Annotated in this window: 17 protein-coding genes; 5 read left to right on the forward strand and 12 right to left on the reverse strand. The window is 52.0% G+C overall.

All coding sequences use genetic code 11. The annotated features are described in order from the left end of the window. Window positions 1–45 precede the first annotated feature (45 nt). From ACNRUY_RS02885 to hemC, 4 genes are read right to left on the reverse strand one after another with little or no spacing between them, the layout of a single operon-like run. Entirely contained in the window at window positions 46–1290 is a 1245-nt protein-coding gene (locus tag ACNRUY_RS02885; protein ID WP_488110136.1) for a heme biosynthesis HemY N-terminal domain-containing protein, read from the reverse strand. After that, complete coding sequence (locus ACNRUY_RS02890) at window positions 1287–2669, reverse strand: uroporphyrinogen-III C-methyltransferase (protein ID WP_488110137.1); 1383 nt, start codon at window positions 2667–2669, stop codon at window positions 1287–1289. The genes ACNRUY_RS02885 and ACNRUY_RS02890 overlap by 4 nt, the downstream gene beginning before the upstream one ends. A 36-nt stretch (window positions 2670–2705) precedes the next feature. Then, window positions 2706–3527 (reverse strand): uroporphyrinogen-III synthase, encoded by an 822-nt coding sequence (locus tag ACNRUY_RS02895; protein WP_488110138.1) that lies wholly within the window; start codon window positions 3525–3527, stop codon window positions 2706–2708. A 35-nt stretch (window positions 3528–3562) separates the two neighbouring features. Further along, window positions 3563–4486: a hydroxymethylbilane synthase gene (hemC, locus tag ACNRUY_RS02900; protein WP_488110139.1), complete on the reverse strand. Its 924-nt coding sequence runs from the start codon at window positions 4484–4486 to the stop codon at window positions 3563–3565. Window positions 4487–4733: 247 nt separating this feature from the next. Between hemC and ACNRUY_RS02905 the strand changes: the two genes are divergently transcribed. Together ACNRUY_RS02905 and ACNRUY_RS02910 are read left to right on the forward strand one after the other, a co-directional pair. After that, window positions 4734–4901 (forward strand): hypothetical protein, encoded by a 168-nt coding sequence (locus ACNRUY_RS02905; protein ID WP_488110140.1) that lies wholly within the window; start codon window positions 4734–4736, stop codon window positions 4899–4901. Between the two features lie 61 nt (window positions 4902–4962). Then, a complete protein-coding gene (locus tag ACNRUY_RS02910) occupies window positions 4963–7293 on the forward strand; it encodes a S8 family serine peptidase (RefSeq protein ID WP_488110141.1) in 2331 nt (776 codons plus the stop codon). Window positions 7294–7614: 321 nt separating this feature from the next. On the opposite strand, the gene ACNRUY_RS02915 is transcribed toward ACNRUY_RS02910, so the two are convergent. The 3 genes from ACNRUY_RS02915 to ACNRUY_RS02925 form a co-directional block, all read right to left on the reverse strand. After that, window positions 7615–7995 (reverse strand): hypothetical protein, encoded by a 381-nt coding sequence (locus tag ACNRUY_RS02915; RefSeq protein WP_488110142.1) that lies wholly within the window; start codon window positions 7993–7995, stop codon window positions 7615–7617. A 317-nt stretch (window positions 7996–8312) separates the two neighbouring features. Continuing rightward, on the reverse strand, window positions 8313–9083 hold the full coding sequence (locus ACNRUY_RS02920; RefSeq protein WP_488110143.1) for a LytR/AlgR family response regulator transcription factor: 771 nt from the start codon (window positions 9081–9083) through the stop codon (window positions 8313–8315). A 33-nt stretch (window positions 9084–9116) separates the two neighbouring features. Further along, window positions 9117–10175: a sensor histidine kinase gene (locus ACNRUY_RS02925; protein WP_488110144.1), complete on the reverse strand. Its 1059-nt coding sequence runs from the start codon at window positions 10173–10175 to the stop codon at window positions 9117–9119. A 226-nt stretch (window positions 10176–10401) separates the two neighbouring features. Between ACNRUY_RS02925 and argH the strand changes: the two genes are divergently transcribed. Genes argH through ACNRUY_RS02940 form a run of 3 tightly spaced genes read left to right on the forward strand, consistent with a single transcriptional unit; the run spans window position 10402 to window position 14695 of the window. Beyond that, the gene (gene argH, locus ACNRUY_RS02930) at window positions 10402–11793 is read left to right on the forward strand and encodes an argininosuccinate lyase (RefSeq protein WP_488110145.1); all 1392 of its coding nucleotides are present in this window, start codon (window positions 10402–10404) and stop codon (window positions 11791–11793) included. Between the two features lie 59 nt (window positions 11794–11852). Then, on the forward strand, window positions 11853–13472 hold the full coding sequence (locus tag ACNRUY_RS02935) for an acyl-CoA ligase (AMP-forming), exosortase A system-associated (protein ID WP_488110146.1): 1620 nt from the start codon (window positions 11853–11855) through the stop codon (window positions 13470–13472). Further along, window positions 13469–14695, forward strand: a complete 1227-nt coding sequence (locus ACNRUY_RS02940; RefSeq protein ID WP_488110147.1) for a pyridoxal-dependent decarboxylase, exosortase A system-associated — start codon at window positions 13469–13471, stop codon at window positions 14693–14695. Before ACNRUY_RS02935 ends, ACNRUY_RS02940 begins: the two co-directional genes overlap by 4 nt. A 54-nt stretch (window positions 14696–14749) precedes the next feature. On the opposite strand, the gene ACNRUY_RS02945 is transcribed toward ACNRUY_RS02940, so the two are convergent. The 5 genes from ACNRUY_RS02945 to ACNRUY_RS02965 form a co-directional block, all read right to left on the reverse strand. Further along, on the reverse strand, window positions 14750–21133 hold the full coding sequence (locus ACNRUY_RS02945; protein WP_488110148.1) for a hypothetical protein: 6384 nt from the start codon (window positions 21131–21133) through the stop codon (window positions 14750–14752). Window positions 21134–21459: 326 nt separating this feature from the next. Continuing rightward, a complete protein-coding gene (locus ACNRUY_RS02950; protein WP_488110149.1) occupies window positions 21460–21714 on the reverse strand; it encodes an acyl carrier protein in 255 nt (84 codons plus the stop codon). Between the two features lie 75 nt (window positions 21715–21789). Then, window positions 21790–22848 carry a lipopolysaccharide heptosyltransferase I gene (waaC, locus tag ACNRUY_RS02955; RefSeq protein ID WP_488110150.1) on the reverse strand — a complete coding sequence of 353 codons (1059 nt, stop codon included), beginning with the start codon at window positions 22846–22848 and terminating at the stop codon, window positions 21790–21792. Continuing rightward, the gene (waaF, locus tag ACNRUY_RS02960; RefSeq protein WP_488110151.1) at window positions 22845–23924 is read right to left on the reverse strand and encodes a lipopolysaccharide heptosyltransferase II; all 1080 of its coding nucleotides are present in this window, start codon (window positions 23922–23924) and stop codon (window positions 22845–22847) included. Before waaF ends, waaC begins: the two co-directional genes overlap by 4 nt. 246 nt (window positions 23925–24170) lie before the next feature. Then, the gene (locus ACNRUY_RS02965; RefSeq protein ID WP_488110152.1) at window positions 24171–25631 is read right to left on the reverse strand and encodes an aminoacyl-histidine dipeptidase; all 1461 of its coding nucleotides are present in this window, start codon (window positions 25629–25631) and stop codon (window positions 24171–24173) included. Between the last annotated feature and the right edge of the window lie 35 nt (window positions 25632–25666).

Raw genomic sequence — 25666 nt, forward strand, 5'->3', positions numbered from 1 at the left:
TATTTTGTTGTATTGCTGATCTTTATGGTTTGAGCCCATCGCCGGTCAGACGATGAGCTCTCGTGATCTGGGAAGTTCTGTGGCACTGTCGGCCGCCAGCAGCAGGCCTTCCTGAAAATAGCGGGAGCTGGTTTCAAACTCATCCAGGTGAGCCAGCAGGTGCCCCAGCTCATTGTAGACATCAATGCTTTTACGCAGCCTCAAGCTGGCTTCCAGGTACTCCCGGGCCTTGCCCCAGAGTTCGTTTCTCAGGGAGAGCCTGCCCAGTGCCAGAAGTAATTCCGGGTCATTGGTGCGCTCGCTGAGCAGTTTTTCCCCGTAGAGCAGCTGTTTTTTGACGTCGTTGCCCCTGATTTTGCCATACAGGCGGACCAGTGACTCGCTGTAGCTGTTGGCCAGGTTTTCACGGAGCAGTAACTCGGCCTTTCCTTCCGCCCCAAGCAGAACCAGACAATGGCAGTAACGAAACAGGAGAGCAGGGTCGCGCTTCTGGGAGGTGCTGAGACTGGACCAGATGTCGTCAGCTGACTTCACCCGGTCTTCCAGTGCCCTTCGGCTCCGCCCCTGGTTATAGGCCTGCTTGAACAGGGCTTCGAAGGCCTGCTGTTCCAGCTCATGGTACTCCTCGTCACCAACGACTTTGAGTTTTCGCAGCTGGGGAAGCAGCCGGGTTAATGCCTGCCAGTCATTCAGGCGGATATACGCCTGTTTCAGCATTTTCAGAATATAGGCATGTCTTGGGTATTTTTTATGGAGGTGCTTGAGTGTGGCCAGGGCCTGCTCCAGGTGATTGCCCGCCAGCTGCAGTTGTGCCTGGGTAATGCCAATGGCCATTTCCGCACCGGGGGCCTTGCTGTCCGCCTGACGTAACCAGTTGGCGCTGGCTTCGTAGTTACCCGCTTCGTGGGCGGCACGGGCTGCAGCCAGATAGTTGATCAGGGGAGACTCTCCTCCTCGGGCAGCCATGCCCAGAAGCTTCTCCGCCTTGCGCCAGTGTCCCTTGGTAAATTCTGCCAGCCCCTTTTCAAACAGTCGCCGGGCCTTGTTTTTCCGGGCACTGGCGGACAAAGGATAGACGAAACCGAAAATACCAAGAACCAGTCGTATGACCACAGTGGCCAGCCAGGTCACGCCTGCAATAAGAGCCAGAAGCAGCAGCAAACCCCAGAGGCTGCTTTCGAAGGTCATATCGTCATAGGCCACCAGGACATACCCGTGGTCGTTAACCATGATGTTGGCAAGGAGAAAACAGCCTGCAATGGCCAGCAGAAACAGGGCAAACTTCCTCATGACAGGTGATCCTCCTGGCTGGCACTCTCCTCAGGAGTGCTGCTTTCAGGAGGAAGGGGGTTGTCCGGGTCGCTTTCTGAGGCCGGTTGGCTGTTTTCAAGTATGGCCGGGGTAGCCTCTGGCATAGAGGGCTCTGTACTGGATGGCGAAGCCTCAGGGGGCGAGGTTTCTTCTACTCCTGGCACAGTAGCAGGCGATGGCTTTGTCGTTTCTGGTTGAGTTTTGTCCTGCTTACTTTCGCCCTGTTTGTTTTCATAGTCTTTCAGTGCTTCCAGGGAGCGATGTATGTTGGGAAGCTCAGGGGCCACAGGGGTTTTCTTGAGAGCCTGGAGCCCATTGGCCAGTGTTCTACTGTTCCGGCCCCCCAGGGTGAAATAGCGTTTCAGCAGCTGGCTGGCTTCTTCCAGGCTGTTCTGGTAAATCTCTGCTTCCCGGGTCATCAACGCAAGCTTGCTTTGTTCAATCAGCAACAGGAGGTGCTGGCGAATCAGGATATCCTGTTCCGGAGAAAGGAGCACTTCAATGGGTTGCTTCCGGTGAGCCGTAAAGCGGAAAAGATCGGTAAAACGGTTCCAGGTTTTCACCAGCAGGTGTTTTAAACGGGATTGCCAGTTCTCATTATTGGCGGGCGATGCCGTTTCAACCGTTTTCTCCGGGGTTACCTCATCCAGGCGGTTTTCATTGAGGAGCACCAGTTCGGGCACAAGGTCTTTCAGCCCCTGGAGGCGGAGCCAGGCGCTTTCCAGATCCACCTGCTGAATGGCCTTGAGAGCGGCAATATCCTCGGCCAGAGCTTCCCGGATGGGGAACAGGGAGTAGTCGTCCATCTCCCGGAGCAGTTCGTCAGCACTGAGCAGCAACTCCAGGGAGCCCGCACTGTCGGTAACGGTCAGCAGTCGTTGATTGGCCAGCCTGAGCAGATATTCCACCTCTGCCAGGCGCCATTGACTGCGGGTATTGCCTTCAAGTCCCCGGACTTTTCCAGACAGCGAGTCAATGCGGGACAGAAGACGCTGTTCTCTTTGCTGCAGTTCATCAAGGTGACTTTTCAGAGGGGATATGCCCTGGATCACGTCAGACAGCCGGGCCTGCTGGCGCGCCATCTGGGCCTGCAGCTGGCTCATTCCTTCCTCAAGAGCGGGCTGGCTCTGCTCAAGGGGCATGGCTCGCCAACCAATATAGCCACTGAGTCCCAGGGCGCCAACAGACAGGAGCAGGGCCATTACTGCCAGGCCGCGGCCAGGTCTGGCAGTGCGTTTTACTGCTTTTCTGGCTGATTTTGAAGAGGGCTCAGCATTACCACTGGCAACGTCGGGCTGACTTTTGGTGTCGCTTTTTATGTCGTTTTCAGCAATGAAATTCTGGTCTGGTTCGCTCACGATGGGGCCTTCCGAGCTTTTCAGGGTTATGCCTGCTTAAAGGCTGCCCGATATGTCCGATATGGGCTGCCTGCCCAGAGCCTTCAGCTGATGTTTTGCGTTCAGCTGTTCAAGAGCCATCAACATTGCGGGGTTGCTGGCACCATTGGCACTGTATACCTGCTGGAAACCCAGTGCCTTCGCCTGTTGAGCGACCCGGTCACTGGGGACTATCAGCCGGTGGCTTGCCCGGTGGGGTTCGGGTAGATAGTACCCGAGATTCTTTACTGTTTCTCCGCTACCACAGAGGATGACATTGATTGGTTTGCTTTCCAACTCCTTTACCAGGACATCAGAAGGGTATTCTGGCCGGTTGCGCTGGTATACGGAGAGGCTGTCGACGGTAGCCCCCCGATCCTGAAGGCGCTCTTTCAGTAGAGTCCGGCCCCCGGCACCTTTAAGGATAAGAATGCGTTCCCCCTCAATATGGATCAGTTCTTCCAGTTCAAGCAGAGCTTCGCTGTCGACCCCTGAAGTGGGTGGAGTGGCCTGTATGTGGTAATGCTGGAGTTCTGTGGCGGTACTGCTGCCTATGGCATACCAGGCCTTTCTGGCCATAAGGTTGATGGGGAGCTGTGGCCAGTAATGGTCAATTCGGTCCAGGCCCAGTCTGGCAGCCGGGCGGCTGGTGACGATGACACGGTCATAACGGTCCAGGGAGAGCAGGCAGTCCTTCATGGTCTGGGTTTCAGCCAGGGGCTGAATCACCAGCATGGGTTTGACCCATGTCTGGCCACCGGCCTGCCGGATGGCATCCGCCAGCTCCTGAGCCTGAGGCTCAGGCCGGGTGATCAGGGCATAGACAGAGGCCAGGGTCATAGGTGTTTTTTCTCAAGTCTTCGTCGTTCAAGCGTTCAGTCGTGCATTAGAGCAGCCAGAATTTTATCCGCTCCCTGGGAGAGGAGTGACTCCGCCACTTCAATACCCGCCCGTTCAAAATCCGATGCCGGGCAGGTGATGTCGCTGCGATAAATAGTGGTGCCATCGGGATTGCCCACCAGTCCCCTGAGATGGAGGCTCTCCCCCTGCAGTTCAGCATAGCCGGCAATGGGAACCTGGCAGCCGCCGTTGAGTCGTTTGTTCATGGCTCGCTCCGCCCCCACGACAATGGCTGTTTGTTCATGGTGGAGAGGCGTGATGAGTGCACGGGTCTCAGGGTCATCGCTTCTCAGCTCAATGCCAACGGCTCCCTGACCTGCAGCAGGCAGGCTGATGCGGGTACTCAGGGCAGAACGGATGCGGTCTTTCATGCCCAGGCGTATCAGGCCAGCGGAGGCCAGGATGATGGCGTCATACTGGCCGTTATCCAGCTTTGCCAGCCGGGTATTGACGTTGCCCCGGAGAAACTCAATGGTCAGGTCAGGCCGCTGTTCCAGTATCTGGCACTGTCTTCTGAGGCTTGAGGTACCCACAACCGCTCCGGCGGGAAGCTCATCCAGACCATTGAAGGTGTTGGAGACAAAGGCGTCCCTCGGGTTTTCCCTGGGGCAGATAACCCCCAGCTCCAGCCCTTCAGGAAAGGCCATGGGGACATCCTTCATGGAGTGAACGGCAATGTCCGCACGGTTTTCCAGTAGCGCATTTTCAAGCTCTTTAACGAACAGCCCCTTGCCGCCGATTTTTGCCAGCGGGGCATCCAGAATTCGGTCTCCCTGACTGGTCATGGTCACCAGCTCAACCTGAATCCCCGGGTGGTGGTGCTCCAGCTGCTGCTTGACGTACTCAGCCTGCCAGAGGGCAAGCGCACTTTTACGGGTGGCGATTCGAACGGTTTTCACTGGAAAGACGGCTTCTCTATTTTCTGGGTAACAGCAAAGGCATTTCTCAGTGCGGATAATACGACAGTCCGTTTGAATTCAACAGCTTTCAATGGGCTGCTCAGTGCCTATCAGTGAAAAGACCGGGTCCGCAAGATTTTCCCGTCACCGGGGATTATTTCCATATTAATTCAATGGGTTGCTCCTATTACTCTGGTTTTGCCTTGAACAGGAAAGGCAATTATCCAAAACCAACAGGAGTGAAACCATGAAATCCATTAATCACAACATGCCCAAGCAAACCCGCAGCCTGAAGCGTGAAGAGCGCCAGGAAGTTCTGGTACGTGGCGCTGCCGACGGCGGTGTTCAGGCTTCCGGATGGCTGGATGTCCTTGGCAAGGCTGCCAAGGGAGCCCTGGGTGCGGTTATGGGCTAAGGCTTCGTCAGACATGCCGTCCCGGTGACGGCATGTCTGTTTACCAACTGGAGCCATAACCATGACCCAGACCCAGCCCACTTTTCAAGCGTGGAACAGTGGCAGCTGCCTGCCCGGCCTGCCAGAGCTGAAATCAAGAACCACAGGTCATCCCGCCATCCGTGTTGCCGTTATTGATACGGGCATTGACAGCCATCACCCATTGTTGAGCCATCATGCCCTGCCAGAGGAAGTGCAACCGGGAGAGCATGGCACTCACATTGCCAGTGTGATAGCGGGTCAGGGGGAAGCCGAAGGGCAGTACTACCAGGGTATTGCTCCGGATATCACCCTGATTTCTATCCCTGTCTATCAGTGCCATCCGGGGGGCCAGCCAAGGCCATGCAGTAAAGAAACCCTGGCCAGGGCCATTCATCAGGCCTGTGATGATGATGCTCATCTGATTAATGTCAGTGGCGGTGATGTAACACGCTGGCCAAACCTGCCCGGGGTGCTTACAGAGGCCGTAGGGAGGGCGGTGGATGAAAACCGTCTGGTGGTCGCCGCAACGGGCAACAACGGTGCGGAAGTGTTACACACTCCAGCCTGCCTGCCCCAGGTTCTGGCGGTGGGGGCGGCTGACTGGGACAGTGTTCCCCTGCCTTTCAGTAATTATGCCCCTGACTACCAGGCCCAGGCTGTTCTTGCTCCTGGCACTGACATACCTGGCGCAGGCTCTGGTGGCGTCATTGTCAGACAGTGTGGAACCAGTTTTGCGACCCCGGTAGTCACCGGTATTGCCGCACTTCTTCTGTCCCTGCAACACCAGTCGGGGCAGCCACTGAACCCTCTGTGGATCAGAGAGAAAATTCTTGCCTCCGCAGAGCCTGCTCATCCGGAAGAACGCATTCCATCCAACAAGGTCCTGGCAGGGCGAATCAATGTTGTTGAACTTAACCGGCAATTTGAGAGCAGCCTTCACCAGGTGAATGATAAACCCATAACGGATACCATCATGACAGACAACACACACCCTTCAACCGTCAACCCGTCAGAGGTTCATGCCCAGACTCTGGCAGAGCCGGTGGCCGTCGAGCCTCAGGCTGTTACACCGGCTTCGGCGGTCAGTCTTTCAGACGCCCCTGTGGCACAGGCCGTTGCTCCTGCGTCAATACCCACCGCGGTGCAACCTGTCACAGCGGTTTTACCCTCAGCAGCGCCTGTTGCCCAGGCAAACACACCGGCGGCAATGCCACCCGTCGCAACGGTTTCACCCCAGCAGGCTTCCCAGTCTTATCCCGCTTCAGTGAGTAACCCTCGTGGCGACCACGCTCTGGTCTACTGCCTGGGAAGTGTCGGGTTTGATTTTCAGATTGAGGCCCGGATGGACTATTTCATTCAGCGTCTGGCGAGCTATCAGGAAGGTTCACTGGATGAGAGAATGTTCCGCTATGTGGTTGAGAATGATGAGTGGGACAACTCAGAACTGCTGACCTGGACCGTCAAAGTGGATGGCACTCCAGTCTATGCGATCCGGCCTATCGGCAGTGGCCGCAGAGACCTGTATAAATTGCTGGTCAGCTGCCTTTATTACCAACTGCCACCGGAAAAAAGACCGGACATCGGCAAGGACTTTTTTACCATTCAGCAAATCTCGATTGCCCAGAAGCACGGGCTGACCAAAGACGGTAATGGTCAGATCAACATTGAGTGCATCCGGGAAAAGGATCGCTTTGATTATCACCGTTTTGTTGAGGAAGAGGTTAAGCTGCACCAGCTGGCGGAATTTTCCGGATTGCTGGTGGATCAGGTTGCCGTGGCAGGGGTTGTGGCAGGTGAAGCCAAACTTTACAACGGTACGGTTGTCCCCTTGTTGGAAGTGGCGATTTCCGGTGTTTGCCCATGGAATAAATCCGGTCTTATTGAACAACAGTCTCAGGCTGCTATGTCCAGCACGGCCTTTACCGACTACGTCAAACGCACTTCTGGCAGCCAGGGCGGCAGTGATGACCGGAATGAAACCATCCGGGAAATGGTGCACGATTCCATTGAGCGGGCTTTGGAGAAGGTGTATCACGAGTTCAAGAATAACGGGGTGACCGATGACGAGAGAGCCATCAACTATGTGGGCACCAATATTCTGACCCTGGTGGATTCTTTTGTGGATGTGTTTGAAGTGGTTGAGGAAAACGGGAAAATCAGTACCCGTTATGAATTTGAAAATGCCGTCGTCGAACACAGTAAGGTCCAGCGTCCCACCAGTCTTTTGAAAGATGTGGTTTTAAGGTTCTTTGAGCCGGGTAATCTGGATCGTGCCTATAAGTGCTATCGCTTCACGGTTGATGTGTCTGATGTGAACCCTGTCATTGTTGAAGGCAAGCCGAAGGTCTTTTATGAGAGCAGGGGGCGGTAATTAATCCGTGTCATTGATTGGTTAAGGGCACTCGTAATTCCCGGTTGGGTAAAATGGTTTGAACATACGATTCTGGTTGTTCAAAGTTTTGTTTTACTCTCCTGTGATTGCGGGTGCTTTTTTACGTATTGATCATGGGTTTATGAGTGGAATCGACTTTATCTGATGTTTATGTGGGACCGACAATGGAGGGGATATGAGTGTTATCAGAAAAACTGAGCAATACAGGGGGAGGGATTGAGAGAGTTAATGTCCGTGCACAAACAGCATCCTGATGATTATCCAAAAGTATTTAATCACGATATTGCACACACTGACGGTTTATTCCATGAAGGCTGCGTTGCTCCGAATATTGCCAATCTGCCGCAGGCACAACTGGTATTTCTGGGCCAGGTCGCTTCTTGAAACACCCGATGCCGCTTCTGAAACAATGCGCAGATTTCGTTGCTGGCGAACAAAGTGTGAATGAACGGGTATTTCAAGGGTCAAGCCTGCGAATTCAGAGCAGAGGATTTTAAGAGCCTGATCCGACAGGGTACCCCGTAAACCGGAACGTAAATGATTTTTCGCAATATACTTACTCCTGCCACCGTATTTCTTGGTTAAAATGAACGCCTGCTCAATTCCAATCAACTCAACCAGCTCTCTCAGAGTTCTTGGGAAGCGCTCGATACAAATATCCTTAAACTCACTCTCAAACATCAATCTGTCCTCTTTGACGGCTGTGCAGGTTGAAACTAGCTTGAGCACTCTCTGTCATTAATGAGGAAAAAACTCCCTATTAAACGACATGTGACATTTAAAATATATGGACTGTGCGACCGTGGCTCGATGTTTGGCAGGAGGGTGGCAGGTCAGTTAGAAGTAGTCCCTTACATCATGGTAAATGACGATAAAATTCCTGCTTCGTTCTTTTGTTCGATGACGGGCCAGGCAGAAGGAGTGAGTTTTTTGCGATGAGGGAGAGCTGGAGCAACAGCTGTCGGGCTCATACTTGCAAGCATAAGCCCGGCTGGCTGTCAGAGTGACTGCATGATTTTCTTTATATGTGATACATGTCGTCTGCTGATGGAAAGGGGCTGATCCACTTCCCTTAAGTGGATAAAGCAGTGTCCCTTGTCGTCCCGTGAGAGACTTTCTATGGCATCCCTGCGCACCAGCGCGTTGCGGTGAATCCGGACAAAGTGCTGTCCATGGTTCTGTTCAAGGGCTTTCAGGGGGTCATCAATCAGCACTTCGCCGTTCCGGTGGTGAACGGTGACGTATTTGCTGTCCGCCATAAAATAAAGAATGTCATTGATGGGAACCAGCTCTATGCCCCGAAGGGTTTTGGCGGTGATGTGAGCCTGGGGTTTTTCCGTAGAGGTTTCTTCCAGGCTGGCCAGCTGCAGCCGGTTCACTTTGCTGGCCCGGGTCAGGGCCTGACTGAGATCTTCCTGGCGAATGGGTTTAAGGAGATAACCCACCGCCTGGGCATCAAAGGCTTCCAGGGCATGATTGTCAAAAGCGGTACAGAAAATAACCGCAGGGGGCTTTTCCATCTGACTGATCTGACTGGCAGCGTCCAGCCCTCCCATGCCCGGCATGCGAATGTCCATCAGAACAATATCCGGCTGGTGCTGTCGGCACAGCTCTACAGCGTCCCGGCCATTGGAGGCTTCATGCTCCAGGGCCTGGAATGGGGCCATCTGGCCGATCAGGTATCGCAGTCTTTCCCTGGCCAGGGGTTCGTCGTCACAGATCAACACATTCATGGGGCCGGTCATGGTCGTAGTCATGGTGATGGTCAAAAGTCCCTGTTTTCTGTTATGCCTGTGTTCCCGCTAAGGGCTCTCAGTTCTGCAGGGATAAACAACCCTGGCATTAAACGTTCTGACGCCCGTTTGCTCCTGAATGTCCGTGGTGAGCTCTGCCTGGTTTCCATACAGCATGGCCAGGCGCGACCGGATGTTGTTCAGGGCAATCTGATTCCCTTTTGAAATGGTCTCTGTTATTGGCATCGGGTTTTCGACGGAAATCTGAATAGTGCGATCAATGATTCTGATGGTAATTGAGATGCAGCCACCGGCTTCCAGGGGTTGTATACCGTGGTATACCGCGTTTTCAACCAGTGGTTGAAGGGTAAATGGTGGAATGTTGAGTTGGCCGGGCAGCTCATCAATTTGCCAGTGAAGTTGCAGCCGGTCTCCCAATCGTTGCTGCTCAATGCGCAGGTAGCTTTTGCTGAGCTGAATCTCCTGCTGCAGGGGAACCAGTGCGCTGTTGTTCTGCAGGCTGGCCCGGAACAGGTCAGACAGGTCTTCTACGGCCTGTTCGGCCCTGGTGGGACTGATCTGGATCAGGCTGGCGATGATGTTCATGCTGTTGAACAGAAAGTGGGGCCGGATATGGGCCTGCAGGGAGTCCAGCCGGGCATTATGGATGACATGTTGCTGGGTATAGACTTCATGCTGGATGTAAAAATACCTCAACAGCATGGAAGCAATGATCAGTGAGGCCAGCAGGTTGCGACTCACCTGTTGCCAGTCGGGGATAAAGTGGACCGGAGACATGAGCATCTGGGAAAGCAGCGTCAATGCCAGGGTGATGACCTGTACTCCAAGCAGTGAGAGAGTGACTGACTGCCATAAAGGCCGCTTTTTCAGTTGTGGCCGGGCCAGATAAAGAAAGGCGCTGCTGGACAGGACAATCCACTGGACAAACAGGGAGAGCATGGCCAGGCGGGTCCAGCTGAAATCCATGTCACCGGGCAATGCCAGCACCTGCACCAGGACGAACAGTTCTGAGATCAGAACCAGCATAAATACCGCCTGACCAGAAGCCAGGTTGGGTAGAAAGTAGTCGTCTTTTTCGGAGTCAGTGCCGTGAGTGTTTTGGGTCATGCTTCAGGTAAGGTGCTTCTTCATGTTGACTGCTTCTGTTTACCAGGCTGCATTGATGGTTGTCGGCGGAAGGCTCCGGGTTTATATGCGTAGCTGTTTCCAGCGATGCATTCGTGGAGGTACACCGATATAATGCCGGATTCTATTCGGTCGCCACGACGAACCCAAATTAATTGTACGTTCGTCTTTGAATAATGAGAACTCACGCATTCATGGGAGCAATGAGATGTCGGTAAAGAACAGTAATCAGCAATGGGGTGGGCGTTTCAGCGAAGGTGTGGATGCCTTTGTCGCCCGTTTCACTGCCTCCATTGATTTTGACCGACGTCTCTACCGCCATGATATTCAGGGCTCCATGGCCCATGCCCGGATGCTGCAGCAATCCGGCATCCTCAATGATGAAGAATTGAGTGCTATCCTGTCGGGCCTGGAGGGTATTCTGGAAGATGTGGAGCAGGGGCGGATTGACTGGTCGGTGGAGCTGGAAGATATCCACATGAACATTGAGGCCCGCCTGACAGACCGGATTGGTGATGCTGGCAAGAAATTGCACACCGGCCGTTCCCGGAATGATCAGGTAGCTACGGACATCCGTCTCTGGTTGAGGGATGAGATAGATGCCCTCGCTGCTGAGTTGCAGCGCCTTCAGAAGGGTTTGCTGGACGTTGCTGAGCGAGAAGCCGACACGATCATGCCCGGTTTTACTCATCTTCAGACGGCCCAGCCCGTGACCTTTGGCCACCATCTGATGGCCTGGTATGAAATGCTGGTGCGGGACAGTGAACGCCTGCAGGATTGTCGCAAGCGGGTCAATGTCAGCCCGCTGGGCGCTGCCGCTCTGGCGGGAACCACCTATCCCATCAATCGGGAATTGACTGCCCAGGCGCTGGAGTTTGACCGACCCACCCGTAACTCTCTGGATTCTGTCAGTGACCGGGATTTTGCCATTGAGTTCTGTGGTGTGGGTGCTCTGATCATGACTCACCTTTCCCGCATGTCTGAAGAGCTGGTGTTGTGGACGTCGGCCCAGTTCAACTTTATTGAACTGCCTGATCGATTCTGCACCGGCTCCTCCATCATGCCCCAGAAGAAAAACCCGGATGTTCCTGAACTGGTGCGGGGGAAAACCGGTCGGGTGAATGGTCACCTGATTTCGCTGTTGACCCTGATGAAATCCCAGCCCCTGGCCTATAACAAGGACAATCAGGAAGATAAAGAGCCACTGTTTGATACGGTCGATACCCTGAAGGACTGCCTGCGGGCCTTCGGGGATATGGTGCCTCATATTGAATCCCGGAAAGAGAATATGAGGGAAGCGGCCCGCCGTGGATTCAGTACCGCCACCGACCTTGCGGACTATCTGGTATGCCGGGGCATGCCGTTCAGAAATGCCCATGAGGTGGTGGGTAAGGCTGTGGCTTTTGGGATTGAGCAGGGACGGGATCTGTCGGAAATGACCCTGGAAGAGCTGAAGGTCTTTTCAGAGTCCATTGAGCAGGATGTCTTTGATGTGCTGACCCTTGAGGGATCGGTCAGCGCCCGGAACCACCTGGGAGGCACTGCGCCGGAACAGGTTCGCCAGGCGGTTCGCCTTGCCCGCAAGGCAATGTCCGCTTAACAGCGAATGATTGCCCGTTATTAAGAGCCCCCCGATTCTGAGAGTTGTTGTTTAAGCAAATGAGCGTGCTGTTACACCAGATTGTTTTGCATCAGGCTGAACAGACCCCGTCCTCCAGGGCGCTGGGCTGTCGTGATCAGTGGTTTGACTACCAGAGTGTGTCCCGCCAGATCCGATCGGTGGCCGCGGGACTGCAGAAGCTGGGTTTATCAAGGCATGAGCGGGTGGCGGTATACCTGCCGAAAATTCCCGAGGCCGTGTTCAGCTTTTTTGGTGCTACGGCGGCGGGGGGAGTGATGGTGCCGGTTAATCCGGTTTTGAAGTCGCCCCAGGTGCTTCATATTCTGCAGGACTGCAATGTCCGGGTGCTGATCACCAATCGTGCCCGGTATCGACAGCTGGCGGATGACATTCAACGGTGCCGCGATCTGTTGCATGTCATTCTGGTGGATGGTGTCACTGAGGGGACGCTCTCCTGGACGGGGTTTATCCAGCCTTATGGCTACTGGCAGCCTTCCCCGGCCATTGATTCGGACATGGCCGCCATTCTTTATACCTCTGGCAGCACCGGAAAGCCCAAAGGGGTAGTGCTCTCTCATCGAAATATGGTGGCGGGTGCCAACAGTGTTGCAAAGTATCTGGGAAATACGGCAGAAGACCGGCTGCTGTGCGTGCTTCCTTTCAGCTTTGACTATGGGTTCAGCCAGTTAACCACCGCCTTTTCTGTGGGGGGCAGCTGTTATCTGCTGGAATACCTTCTGCCCAGGGATGTGATAAAGGCAGTGGATGAACAACAGATTACCGGCCTGGGGCTGGTGCCTCCGCTCTGGGTACAGCTGGCGGAACTGAATTGGCCGGATCCGGCAACCGGGTGTGGGGACAGTCTGCGCTATTTCACCAATACCGGAGGAGCGATGCCCACCAGCACGTTGTCGGTGTTAAGAAAGCGTTTCAGAAATGCGGAGCCCTACCTGATGTATGGTCTGACGGAGGCGTTCCGGTCCTGCTTTCTGCCCCCGGATCAGGTGGATAAACGCCCGGGGTCGTTTGGCAAGGCGATTCCCAATGCGGATATCATGGTGATCAATGAGCGGGGTAAGCAGTGTGCACCCAATGAACCTGGCGAGCTAGTTCATCGGGGAGCGCTGGTCAGTATGGGTTATTGGAATGACCCTGAGCGGACGGCAGAACGGTTCCGGCCTGCTCCCTGTTCGATTCCCGAGATTCCCAATAAAGAGCTGGCGGTCTGGTCCGGTGATATGGTTCGCCGTGACGAAGAGGGGTATCTCTATTTTATTGGCCGTCGGGATGACATGATCAAAACTTCCGGTTATCGGGTCAGCCCAACGGAGGTTGAAGAGGTGGTTTACTCTTCCGGTCTGGTCACTGAAGTCGCCGCCATTGGTGTTCCCCATCCCCGCCTGGGGCAGGCCATTGTTCTGGTGGTGGTTGGCTGTGACTGCGAATGTGCCATTGACGAGTCTTCTCTGATTCGGCATTGCCAGCAATGTCTGCCTGCCTATATGGTGCCTGCCCGGGTGGTTCAGCAACCCGCCCTGACCCGCAATCCCAATGGCAAGATCGATCGAAAACCTCTGGTGGAGGAATATCGGTCACTGTTTCTTGAGCCGGCTGCAGAAGGGAATTCGGTAAGAGCCACTGAGAGGGCCACCGTATGAGCATTAAACACGACCGGCTGAACACCCTTCAGATCCGGGATAACCAGTTACTGATCGCAGGTCGAACCGCCAGTGAACTGGTTACCATGGCCGGTGGTTCTCCCTGTTATGTGTATGACCGCTCTGCACTGACCGAAAGGGCAGAACAGTTACGGCAGCAGATGCCGGATCAACTGCAACTTCACTACGCCATCAAGGCCAATCCCATGCCTGCAGTGGTGGATCATATGGCCCGGCTGGTGGATGGGCTGGATGTGGCTTCTCACCAGGAGATGCTGGTGGCCCTTGGCAGCGGAGTCTCTCCGGACAATATCAGCTTTGCCGGTCCTGCCAAAGGCATTGATGAACTTAAGGCGGCAGTTGTCGCAGGTATTACGATTAACGTTGAGTCACCCCTGGAGCTGGAGCGGCTATATCAGTGTCATTTCGATCTGGGCATCAAGCCCCGGGTGGCCTTTCGGGTGAACCCGGATTTTGAGCTGAAAGCTTCCGGAATGAAAATGGCCGGTGGACCCAAGCAGTTTGGCATTGATGCGGAACAAATGCCGGACATCCTGAACGCTCTGGATGGCACAAAAGTGGCGTTTCAGGGGTTCCACATTTTTTCCGGTTCCCAGAACCTGAAAGCGGATGCCCTGATCGACTGCCACCAGAAAACTTTTGATCTGGCTGAGAGGCTGGCGGAGCTCACACCCGGCTCAGTGCAGCATATTAATATTGGCGGAGGGCTGGGAATTCCCTACTTTCCCGGAGAGCAGACACTGGAACTGGCCGGTATTTCAGAAAACCTTCACCGGCTGCTCGAGCAAAGATCGGCCGGATTGAAGAACTGCCGATTTATCATGGAGCTGGGCCGCTATCTGGTGGGCGAAGCCGGTTACTATATCTGTCAGGTGACGGATAAGAAAAGCTCCCGGGGACAGACTTTCCTGATGACCAATGGCGGCTTGCACCACCATCTTTCAAATTCCGGTAATTTTGGCCAGGTGATTCGTAAAAACTACCCCGTGGTGCTGGCGAATCGAATAGAGGCTGAGAGCAAAGAAGTGGTGGAAATCGTTGGCCCACTCTGTACCCCCCTGGATATTGTCGGGGCAAAGCTGGAGCTGCCTGTGGCCCAGGTGGGCGATTTTGTTGCCGTATTGCAGTCCGGAGCCTATGGGGCCACGGCCAGTCCCCAGGCTTTTCTGGGTCATCCGGAGGTCCGGGAGCTATTGATATAGCGTTGTCGTTTAATGGCGGGGCTATCATCCCATCCATCATGCTGATAGTTACTGTCAGGGCGATGGGGTTGTGGCCGTTGCAGCCGGGAACAGTTTCCTGAGAAAGGATATTGCCAGGAGTTTTGTTCTGCCGCTTTCCTGACTTTCACTGGGTTGGGAAGAAAGCTCTACTGCCAATGTTTTCATTTTTTGTATAAAGGCATTTTCAAGGGAGGGGGATAGCCCGGCAGGTGGTTTGTGCATAAGAGTAAAGTAGAGATTCATACCTTCCATAAAGGTATTTTCTTGGTGGATGAAATTGCGAACAGTGTCTGTATCGACTTGTGCTGAGGTTGAATGCCTGTTTTCACTGTCCTGCCACAGGGCGTCCAATAACCACTGGGGAGAGGCTTGAGTCAGCAGATTCCGGTCTTCGGCTTCCAGCCTGTCATAGCAGGCAAGGCTTTCCACATGAGGGATATCTGCCCCGACATTATTCAGGTATTGATAAAGCCGGTTTGATGAGCCGTATTGCCTGAGCAACATGAATTCTTTTTGGTTCAGCGCAATGTTGACATTCAGTTTATCTGCCATTTGCTGTAAGGCTTCATGGTGCTCTTCCGGCATTGAAAGGTCGTTCGGAAGTACTCTCATCAGTGTCTCTTCTGGCCAGCCCCAATCGGGTAAACGGCTTGAGTCCATTTGATGCTGTAACTGGGATTGTGAATACTTGCTGATCAGTCTATAAAGCGCTTTGAACTGCTGATCAACCGTTCTAATGGAATTGTACAGTTCAATGGCCAGGCTGGATGATTCCTGGGATTCTACCTGTACCATCTCAACCATTAGAGTGAGATCCTGGTCATTGAAATCCCTCCATTGCTTTCCGCTGTTTTTGACCTTAAGTATTAACTCTGTAGAGTGGCTCATAGCCTCTTCTGCAAGTTTTGCCGCCTGAGACGTTAACTCCTTCAGGTTTGGTCTTTCCGATTTTCTTACTGCCCTGATATATTGCCTGAGCTGCTTCAGAGAAGCATTACGCTCTTCGTCAAGTTGATCTGCCATGGCCTCTTCAGTTGTCAGAGTAGGTTTAGGAGCCTGTGGGTAAACAGGTACTTCAACAGAAGGCTGATCTGGAAACCATTGAATGATCAACTTGGCTAGAAAATACATTCCAGGAATTAAATGCATGTTGCCATTTGTTATTTCAGTGTCAAAACGATCGTAAAGCCGCTTGATACTGTCGTATCCGGTACTCAGAGCCAGGTCATAGTCAGTCACTTCAGGAGTGATTTCTGCACATCTGGAAAGGGAAGACATGGCTGTTTCCAGAGAAATGGGGGATATTTTTTCTTCTTGAAGGTGGCCATTTATAATGAGCAGGCAGAGGCGGACAGGTGCAATAGGGGAATCAGAACTAATGGCAGATTGAACGAGCTCCAGCCCCCTTGCAGTATCCACCCGGCAACCATAGCCCAGTGTGAGAAAGAGGCCAAGGTAGAGGTTGCGTTCGTCGCTGTCTGGCATGAAAGAAGGGGCAAGGTAACGGTAGCATCGGAGTTTATCGTATTCCCCTGAAAGGGTATCTGTAATCACACAGTGTGCTATTGCATAAGTAGCAGGCAGGTGCATCCCTGCCTGGGCCTTATAGAGGTCTATGCTGGAGAAAACATCCGTGGTTTCAAGTTTATGATGCAGTAGCAGCATTGATTGTTCATACATTTCAGAGAAACGATGAAGCTTTGCTTTAGCAAAGGTATCCAATGCGGATTGCCATTGACCACATTGGAGAAAAGCGGTTGTAACACAGATATTGTCAGGAGGTCTATTTTCTTTTGTTTTTTTCAAGGCTTCCTGTACCAGGAGGTCAACACTTTCTGGACTTTTATGGGAGTAAAGTAACAAGCTGTCGATTAATCTTTTGTCAACAGATTGACCATATGTTTGATGCAGGTATTTGTTGACAGCGCTTTGATCGACGATCCCGAAATGGATGGCATACATAACCAGCCTGTAGATGGTTTCAATACTGGTAGAGTGATGTTTTAAAGTATGCCTGACATGGGTCTCGGGGCTATCATCAAGGATGAATTTCAGTAAGAAAATTTCCAGGCAGGATGAAGAGTGCCATGGTTGTCCCATTAGCCGGTCTTTTCTGAAAGCCAGTTCTTTTGTCAGAATTCCTGACCTTTTGGCCTCGACACACCACGGTGACAAGGTTTTTATTTCAAAGAGGTTTTCTAAAAGGATTGAGAACTGTTCTTCTGGTGCATTTTCATTAATGGATAGCTTAATAAACATTGCCTCTGATCCCTGAAATTGAATGTCCTTCATTTTCAGTTCTTTCTGAGCTTCTATCAGGCTTCTTGTTGCCATTTCTAACTCAAGTTGATATTTGTTGAAGTCGTTCTCATTTATAAATTTTTCCAGAGCCTGGTCAGAGGCCTCTATTAACTTCCAGGTGAATTTGAACTGATTGTTTTTGATTTTCTGTTCAGCGGATTCAAATAAGTGGGTGAGAAACGGATGGAGGTGCTTTAAGTTGCATTGGTAGCATGGTTTTCTGAGCGGGGAATCGGGAGTAAAGTGCATGTTGTCATGGGGAATATACAACTTTATAGATTCCGCCAGGGCTTGATCTAACATTACTATCAGGGTGAGGTCATCTACCCTTTGCTTATCAGAGCACTCAGTGATTAAATCCAGAGTGTCTCTAGTAATTAGGGGCGGGGCCTTATGAGGGGATTCTGGTGGTGTGTAAGAGAGCGATTTATCCTGTGCTGAGCTATGGACGTCATGATCTGGTTTTTTTTGAGTCTGTTTCTTTAGTCTCTCCCCAATTTCATCCACCATTTTGTCGTGTATTGTTAAAGCCTGATCTGAAGGGAGCTCTGGATACCAGCTGGTCCGTTGGCCCTTAAATAACCTCTGCTCAGTTTGTACATCTACTGCCTCTCCTTCTGCTAACTTCAGTAAGCTACTTATTCTGTCTTTTTCCTCTCTGAGGGTTTCAAAAGCCAGTTTTTCGCTTCTGGCATGTTCTTCCAGGGCCATCTGGTGTAATTTTCTGGCTTTTTCAGGGGTAATCCACGATTCTGACTGTTGCCATAATAGAAGTGCTTTGTATGCCAGCCTGCTGTGCAGGGCAGGATTACTGTCTTCCTTTAGTTTTTCTGCCAAGTTGAGCAACAGCCGGTAAGCCATTTCTGTTGGTATAGGATGATGATGCTCTGTAACGAGCCTGTCCAGCTGGTGGTAGCCTTTTGAGGAAGCTGTTTTTGGGTATGCTCTATTTCGGGCTTCGAGCAGAGGTGCTATTTGTTTTCTTGCTTCTTTAATATTGGTCTTTTCCAGGTTAACCCACTCAGCAGCATACATCTGAGCTTCATCGATCTTTCCATACCGTACCATTATTTTGACTAAGGCCTGGTAATGCTCCTGGAGCCAGAAGTCCCTGGATGGAATGGCTTGAGATTGTTTTAGCATATCAATCGCCATTGTGTGTGCTTTTTCAGGGAGGTAATGGGACTCGAGGTATTTTGAGAAATGAGTATAGAAGTATTGAAATACAGGGGTTTGAGCCCATTTCCATAATTTTTGGGCATTGTGACCGGTCTTTATCATTAGCCAGAGTGCGGGTGAGCCTGATAGCGTCCTTGCGTGGTGATCTAGCGCGGTCATGACATAGAGAGTTTCTATCTCATTGTTTCTCTTGGCTTCATTAATCAGATGGTCTGGGGCTTCCCTGCTGTGCATGGTTTGAGCAAAATGCCAGAGTACGAGGAGTGAAGAGCTGAGCGAATATTGATAGTTTCTCAATAAGTCAATGATTTCCTTTTCCAGTATTACTGGTTTTTTTGATAGATGCTCCCAGTATTGGCCTACTTTTTTTGGAGGTAGCCTTAATAACAGTTGCGTAATAACGGCATCGATATATCCACTGTGGCATAAGTGTATCAGTAGATTAGGTAAGTAATTGTTAATGGGGGAGGAAGGGATTTGTTGGCTGCTTTGCCACATTAGATAGAGGAGTTCTGGAAAAGCGACTGCCTTCTCAGGCAATAATGAGGTTGTTAATAGGGTTTCGTATAGTTTCTTAAGTGCTGGTGCTATGTTATTGGATAAATAAAGTTCCAATAGTGTTTTCTGAGCCTCTAAAAAACCTTGTTGTGCCAACTCTTCCAGAGTATCTACAGCACTGTTTATTCTTTCTTTTGCTATTTCGGTTTTTTCATCAGGCATGAAGTGAGTGCTTTTTTTGAGCCATACAGCTTTCCAGTACTCGATTTTTTTCTGACGGGAAGAGTGAAGTTTTCTAGAGAGAGCATTCAGGGAATCAAAAAAAACAGTCTCCTGTGTTTGGCTGTCACGAACTTCAGGATCCATGACATATACCCATGGGGCCAGTGCGATGACTTCCTCTTTTTCAGATTTCATAAACCATTGAGAAAGTGCTTCTCTGGTCTCTTTTGTTGAACTTATTACCAGGTCAGCCAACTTATTTACTGCAGTATTATACAGATTTTCATCTTCTGAGCCGGTATCAACTCGCAATCGGTACTCTACACCCTGAGTTTGTATGTCGAGTAACATGGCTTCTGCTTCGCTTACCAGAAAATCGGGATGATAAAAAAGCAGTTCACGGATCAGTAGGAAACGAGCTTCTTCATTACCAGCATTGGCCGCCAATCTCAGGCATTGAATCCGGAGGTTCTGAAATTCAGACTGACCTTTCGATGCCTGAGCAATATGCATTAGGGATTGGATGAATTCTCTCCGTGTCCCCATAGGTAGTTCGAAAATAAGGTCAGGACTGGTTTGCAGCAGGTTGAGGAATGTTTTTTTTCGATCAGGGCTTTCGGATAAGAGCCCGGTTATCTGTTCAGAAGTCCACCTTGGCGTTTTTTCTCCATCAGTGATTGGGTATTCGTTCAATGCGTTATCTAACGCTTGCATACTTTCTTCTTCAAGATAATCATCAGCATCGGATGACGAGTGAATATCCGCCTCCGCCTCCTGCTCTGTGCGGTAGTCCGCTGAATCCTGATAAGAGTGTTGAAGGTGAGATTCAGTATTGAGCTGGGCTGCTTCACCAGGATCCATCATGTACATGGCTACAGGAGGCAGGATTTTAAACTCATTTCTCATGATTTTTTCATGCAGTTTCCTGAACTGGCTTTTAATCAGCGGTGACCATGCACTGTAGCGAGTGGTGCTCGGTGATGATGGCGATTCATGGGGAGGCGGTGGCGGTGGGGAGGGGAAGTGCGAGTATAGCTGGTTCAGTGTGCTTTTTATCCCGGTATTAGCGGCATATCCGGTTATCCATTGCAGAGTATTCATCATCTCGTGGATGTCTTCTTGTTTCCATAGCTTCTGCAGTGAACGGTCGCTGGCTATAAATTCATCCAGCTGAGAAAGGTGTTCAAGTTCATTGGGTTTGTCCGTAAGAAACAGAAAGCCTGCATTTTTCTGCGGGTTCTGGATTGCATCTGAATAAACCAGCCATAAGGCGTGTTCTTCAGGAGTGAAGTCCAGAGCAATGGATCCATGGGAGGACTGAATCATGGGGGTTGGAACTGGAGTCAGAGAGTGAACCATTGCTTCACCATTTTGCTCCAGCACGCTTTCAAGGTTTCGGGTGACTGTATGAATATGGGTCGGTGAAAAAATACTGTAGAGGTTATTTTCAGGGGGAGGAATGCACCATGCGGCCAGTAATTCAAGATCCCATTGACCCTCAGTGGCTGAATTTAATTCAATGCTTGCTAAAGGCTGGTAAAATGCTCCATCATTTTTCAGGATATGTAGTTGTTTTTTCTTGTCGTTTGAATGGACTTGTAAATAAATGCTCGATAGTTCATTTCTTCTCATCAGGCTGTGCAGCTCTCCCCAGCCATGAACAGTGTGATCGTTCTGGGAAATGCTGGTAACGTATATAGCATTGATCTTTAACAGGGGGGCGGTGTTTTCAGGAAATAACAATTGAAAATAAAAATGATTTGCCAGCCATGGATGGGCTGAATAAACCGGCATTGTGCCTTTTCTTCTGTGACATAACATAGCGTCTATAGACGTTAGCCATGATTCGAAAGTACTTGGGATCTGTTGGGCCAGCTGCACTAACAGGTAAAACTGGAGGGCGCTGGAAAGGGCGGATGATACTGTGGATACGGTGTTTTTCAGTAGCAAAGCCATGGAAGGAAAAAGGTGGGCAGCACACCCTGCGCAAATCGCAGAGAATTCGGGAGCATTGCCAACCAGCAACATTATGAGTGTGGAGATACTGGCATTTCTAGTGGTCAGGAAAAGCTCTTCATAACTCATATTTTCCAGGATATGTATTTTATTATTGAACGGAATAATGAGCCCTGCATTCGATGATGCCATCGGAGGAACTGGGGGTTGACCCGTATTGGAGCCCGGAGAAACAGGAATTGGCATACTTCTGGAAGCCATGGACAAAGCCAGGCATCCAACGATGAAGGCAAATGAAGCGAGCTTCATCCAGATAGGGAGACTACTGGCTGAGGCTATACAGGTAATCATGTTGCTTGTGTTGTTAGCGTTTTTGAACAAATGCCCAAAGCGACAGAAAACATTTTTTACCGTCCTCATGAAGGTAAAACGAAGAAGTAAGCTGTTTTTTCGCGGTAGGAAAGTATAGTGAAAATGCAGGACAGTAGTGAGGCAAAAGAAGCCCTGATGAAAAAGAATTCACAGGGCTGAGCAATTCTGAATATATGTGCTTTATTTTAAAAGACTTGATTCTGGCAAGTCCTGCTTTACAGAACTGCCTGCTCCCGAGCGCTTACAACATAATCCAGTACGCTGCCGAGCGTTTCAAACAGAGACGCATCAAGGTCATCGTCGTGTACGGAGATATGGAAGGTTTCCTCCAGGGCCGTGATCAGGCCAATCACCGCCATGGAGTCAAACTCGGGGAGTGCGCCCAGCAGTTCAGTGCTTTCGTTGAAATCACGGGTGTCCAGTTTCAGCAGATCCGCCAGGATGGCATTCAATTGTTCAAGTGGGCTCATTGATCATCCCAATGGTGCAAAACCGGGAACTGTAGGCATTTTCTGTGGTGCCTGCAAGTTGCAAATGCCCTGTATTCATCGCGAAGACAGGCATTCTTCCAGGTTTTTCCAGACAAATTCCGGTGTCATTGGTGCAAATAACTCCGGATCCGTGGCGGCATATTCGCCTTCGGGACACTGTTTCAGGGTCAGGTGTTTTTGACCGACTCCGTAGGCTCCAATCTTGTCCGGACTGGTTGGCCCATACAGGGAGACGGCTGGAACTTCCAGGGCTGCGGTTAAGTGACCCAGGCCGGTATCCACGGCTACAGCGGCGCTGGCCTGGCTGATAACACCCGAGACTTCGGCCAGTGATAGCCTGGGTAGAACCCTTGCATTTTTGGCGGCCCCGGCAATTTTCTCTGCTCTGGCTTTTTCGGCTTCATTGCCCCAGGGCAGCACTACAGAATAACCGGCTTCACTGGCGTATTGTGCCAGCTTGCACCAGTAATTTTCTGGCCAGTGCTTGGTGGGCCAGGTGGTACCGTGGATAAAAACAACATAGGGTGCCTGTTTGACAAGGTCCTTTCTGAACGGCTGCTTATCCAGCTGGAAATGGCCTGGCCCATCGGGCAGAGAGTAGCCCAGGGACAGAGCGAAAAGCTGCCTGACCCGTTCGACGGCATGCTGGTTCCAGCTGACGGCCTGGGGATGATGGTAAAAGTGGCTGGAAAAGGGTTCCCGGGCGGAATGTTTATCCAGTCCGTACCTTGGCCCCTTTGCTTTTCGTGCCAGCAAAGCACTTTTAATCAGGCCTTGTGCATCGATCACGGCGTCGTATGACTGAGCGCCCATTAGCTTCTTGAATCGCTGCCATTCCCCAGACTTCCAGGTCTGGAGCAGGGACTTCCGCCAGCGGCGAATGGCCACGGGAATAACCCGGTCAACGGCCGGGTGCCAGGCAGGTATTTCTGCAAAGCCTTCCTCCACCACCCAGTCAAAACGAATACCGGGAATGGCTCTGGCGGCATCGGTCAGGGCCGGAAGGGTGTGAATGACGTCCCCCATGGATGAGGTTTTCACAACAAGGACTTTTTTCAAGGGCTGTCTATTGCCATGGGGGCTTGTCTGAGTTGTGGCAGTGGGAGTGGTCAATGCTGATCCCCCGTCGTCTGTTCCAGGGGGATAGTGGGTTCGTCAGGGCCGTTTTTATCTTCCGTCAGGCGGGAGATGGCTGCCAGTACCTTGTCAGGGTCCAGCTGCTTCATACAGTTCATATGCCCCAGGGGACACTCTCTTTTGAAACAGGGGCTGCAGGCCAGCCCCAGCCAGAGGGTCTCACTGTTGTCGTTCATGGGAGGGGTATGGCTGGCACTGGTGGAACCATAGACTGCAACGAGGGGACGGTTGAGCGCAGCCGCAATATGCATCAGGCCGGAGTCGTTACTGACCACAGCATTGGCTCTGGAAAGCAGGTCTACGGCATCGGCCAGAGAGGTCTCGCCGGCCAGATTGTGGCACCGGTTTTTAAGGGCATTAGGCAGGCACTCCGTGATCTCAGTGGTGATGCTGCGATCCTTTTCCGATCCGAACAGCCAGACCTGCCAACCCTCCTCCAGTAGTGTTCTGGCGACTTCTGCAAAATACCCGGCGGGCCACTGTTTTGAAGGGCCGAACTCTGCTCCCGGGCACAGGGCCAGAACCGGTGCGACGGTGTCCAGATTGTAACGGCGGAGGGCTTTGTCCACCGAAGCTTCGCTAACCTGGAGGGCGGGCTTTGGTAATGGAGAGGGCAGAGGGGAGCCCTTTGGATAAGCGAGGGCGACAAAACGTTCCACCATCAGCGGATAACGACGTTTGTCCAATAAACGAATGTCGTTTAATAGCCCATAACGCATTTCACCCCGCCAGCCAATACGGTGTTTGATCTTTGCCCAGAAGGGGATCAGTGCCGATTTGAACGAGTTGGGCAGGGTAATGGCATGGGTATAGTATTCGGCCTGCAGTGAGCGACCGAGCTGCTTGCGGGTGCCGAGCCCGAGCTTGCCATGACCCAGGGGCATTTCAATCCCACGCCTGACTTCCGGCATGCGCTCTATAATGGGCAGGCTCCACGCAGGAGCCAGTACGTCAATGATGGCATCGGGATGCTGTGTTTTGAGAGCTGTAAACAGGGTCTGCGCCATCACCATGTCCCCCACCCACGAGGGACCGACGATCAGATATTTCATCTCGTCAGAAGTTCCTTACCTATTCCGGGAAATACCTTTTTGGTCACCCGGGTGGATGAAGCCGGTATTTCTTTACCCATGGCTTTTTGCGGCTCATGGCAGTTAAACCGGTGAATTATACGCGGTTAGCGGAGCTGATCGGAAGAGTCGTCTCTTCAGGTGGAGCGGGAAAGGCCGTTTTTATGCCTGGGAGCATAAAAACGGTGGGCAGGAAGCCTGTCGCAAGTCCGACAGGCTTCAAGGGCATCAGGCTTCAGGGATGGCTTTCAGGGTGGCGACCAGGAAGTCCCAGAACCGGGCCACACTCTGAATATGGACTTTTTCGTCCGGAGAGTGCGGGAAGCAGATGGTGGGGCCGAAGGAGATCATGTCCCACTGCGGGTACTTGCTGCCCAGCAGTCCGCACTCAAGGCCTGCATGCACCACTTTGACTCCTGGCACCTGGCCGAACAGATCGTTATACACGTTTTTCATAATGGCCAGGATGTTGGAGTCAGAATCCGGCTGCCAGCCCGGGTAGCTGTCTTCAAACAGTACTTCCGCCTCCAGCATGCCGAACAGTCCAGCCACTGCATCACGCAGGGCGTCGTTACAGCTGTCCACGAGACTTCTGGGCAGTACCTGTACGTGGATATTGCCCTCACCAATGGTCAGTACGCCGATATTGAGAGAGGTTTCCACCACGCCTTCAATGGATTCGCTCATGCGCTGAGCACCATTCGGGCAGGCGTTCAGGGCTGCCAGCCATTGCTTCTGAGTGTGCTCTGGCATCAGGCTGGAAGCGGTCTCCTCATCGCTCATGGTCAGGGTAAGGCCCGGCTCAGCAATGCTCAGCTCGTTGGTAAATTCCTGGCTGCACTGGTCAATAATACGGGCGCAGGCTTCCTGGGAAGCTTCTGGAAGAGCAATCACCGCTGATGCTTCACGGGGAATGGCGTTGGCCAGGGAACCTCCGCTCAGGCTGGCGAGGCGGACGCCTTCTGATTCCAGGCGCTGCAGAGCCCGAACCATCAGTTTGATGGCGTTGCCCCGGCCAAGATGAATGTCGCAACCTGAATGACCGCCACGCAAGCCGGACAGGCTCAGTTTCTTGTAGACAATGTTTGAAAGAGAGGCAGTTGTTTCAGCTTGATACTGGCCGTTAATTTTAATGAATACACCACCGGCACAGCCTACATAGAGCTCACCTTCTTCTTCGGTGTCCATGTTCAGCAGAATGCTGCCGTTCAGCAGGCCGGACTCCAAGCCCTGGGCTCCGGTCATGCCCGCTTCTTCATTGGTGGTAAAGAGCGCCTCAACGGGACCGTGCTGAAGGTCTTTAGCCGCCAGTACGGCCATGGCAGCGGCCATGCCAATGCCGTTATCAGCCCCCAGAGTAGTGCCTTCAGCGGTGACCCAGTCGCCATCTACATAGGCTTTGATCGGGTCCGTAGGGAAGTCATGTACTGTCTCATTGTTTTTCTGGGGCACCATGTCCATATGACCCTGCAATACGACGCCGGCACGTTTTTCCATGCCAGGTGTAGCTTCCTTGCGGATAATGATGTTACCCACAGAGTCTTCCTGCCACTCCAGGTCATGGGCTTTGGCAAAACCAATCAGATGTTCCCGGATCTGATCTTCATGAAAAGAGGGGTGGGGTATATCGCAGATAGCCGCAAAATGCTGCCAGAGGGCCTGGGGCTGCAGTTGGTGAATAGCGCTCATTTAAGACTCCAGTGCTCGTGTTATGGACTGCATAA

It is taken from the genome of Endozoicomonas sp. Z74 (assembly GCF_057680865.1).

Coding starts and splice junctions, on each gene's coding strand:
- ACNRUY_RS02885 (WP_488110136.1), bottom strand. CDS start 1,290: ATGAGGAAGTTTGCCCTGTTTCTGCTGGCCATTGCAGGCTGTTTTCTC.
- ACNRUY_RS02895 (WP_488110138.1), bottom strand. CDS start 3,527: ATGACCCTGGCCTCTGTCTATGCCCTGATCACCCGGCCTGAGCCTCAG.
- ACNRUY_RS02905 (WP_488110140.1), top strand. CDS start 4,734: ATGAAATCCATTAATCACAACATGCCCAAGCAAACCCGCAGCCTGAAG.
- ACNRUY_RS02910 (WP_488110141.1), top strand. CDS start 4,963: ATGACCCAGACCCAGCCCACTTTTCAAGCGTGGAACAGTGGCAGCTGC.
- ACNRUY_RS02915 (WP_488110142.1), bottom strand. CDS start 7,995: ATGTTTGAGAGTGAGTTTAAGGATATTTGTATCGAGCGCTTCCCAAGA.
- ACNRUY_RS02925 (WP_488110144.1), bottom strand. CDS start 10,175: ATGACCCAAAACACTCACGGCACTGACTCCGAAAAAGACGACTACTTT.
- argH (WP_488110145.1), top strand. CDS start 10,402: ATGTCGGTAAAGAACAGTAATCAGCAATGGGGTGGGCGTTTCAGCGAA.
- ACNRUY_RS02935 (WP_488110146.1), top strand. CDS start 11,853: ATGAGCGTGCTGTTACACCAGATTGTTTTGCATCAGGCTGAACAGACC.
- ACNRUY_RS02940 (WP_488110147.1), top strand. CDS start 13,469: ATGAGCATTAAACACGACCGGCTGAACACCCTTCAGATCCGGGATAAC.
- ACNRUY_RS02945 (WP_488110148.1), bottom strand. CDS start 21,133: ATGGCTTCCAGAAGTATGCCAATTCCTGTTTCTCCGGGCTCCAATACG.
- ACNRUY_RS02950 (WP_488110149.1), bottom strand. CDS start 21,714: ATGAGCCCACTTGAACAATTGAATGCCATCCTGGCGGATCTGCTGAAA.
- waaF (WP_488110151.1), bottom strand. CDS start 23,924: ATGAAATATCTGATCGTCGGTCCCTCGTGGGTGGGGGACATGGTGATG.
- ACNRUY_RS02965 (WP_488110152.1), bottom strand. CDS start 25,631: ATGAGCGCTATTCACCAACTGCAGCCCCAGGCCCTCTGGCAGCATTTT.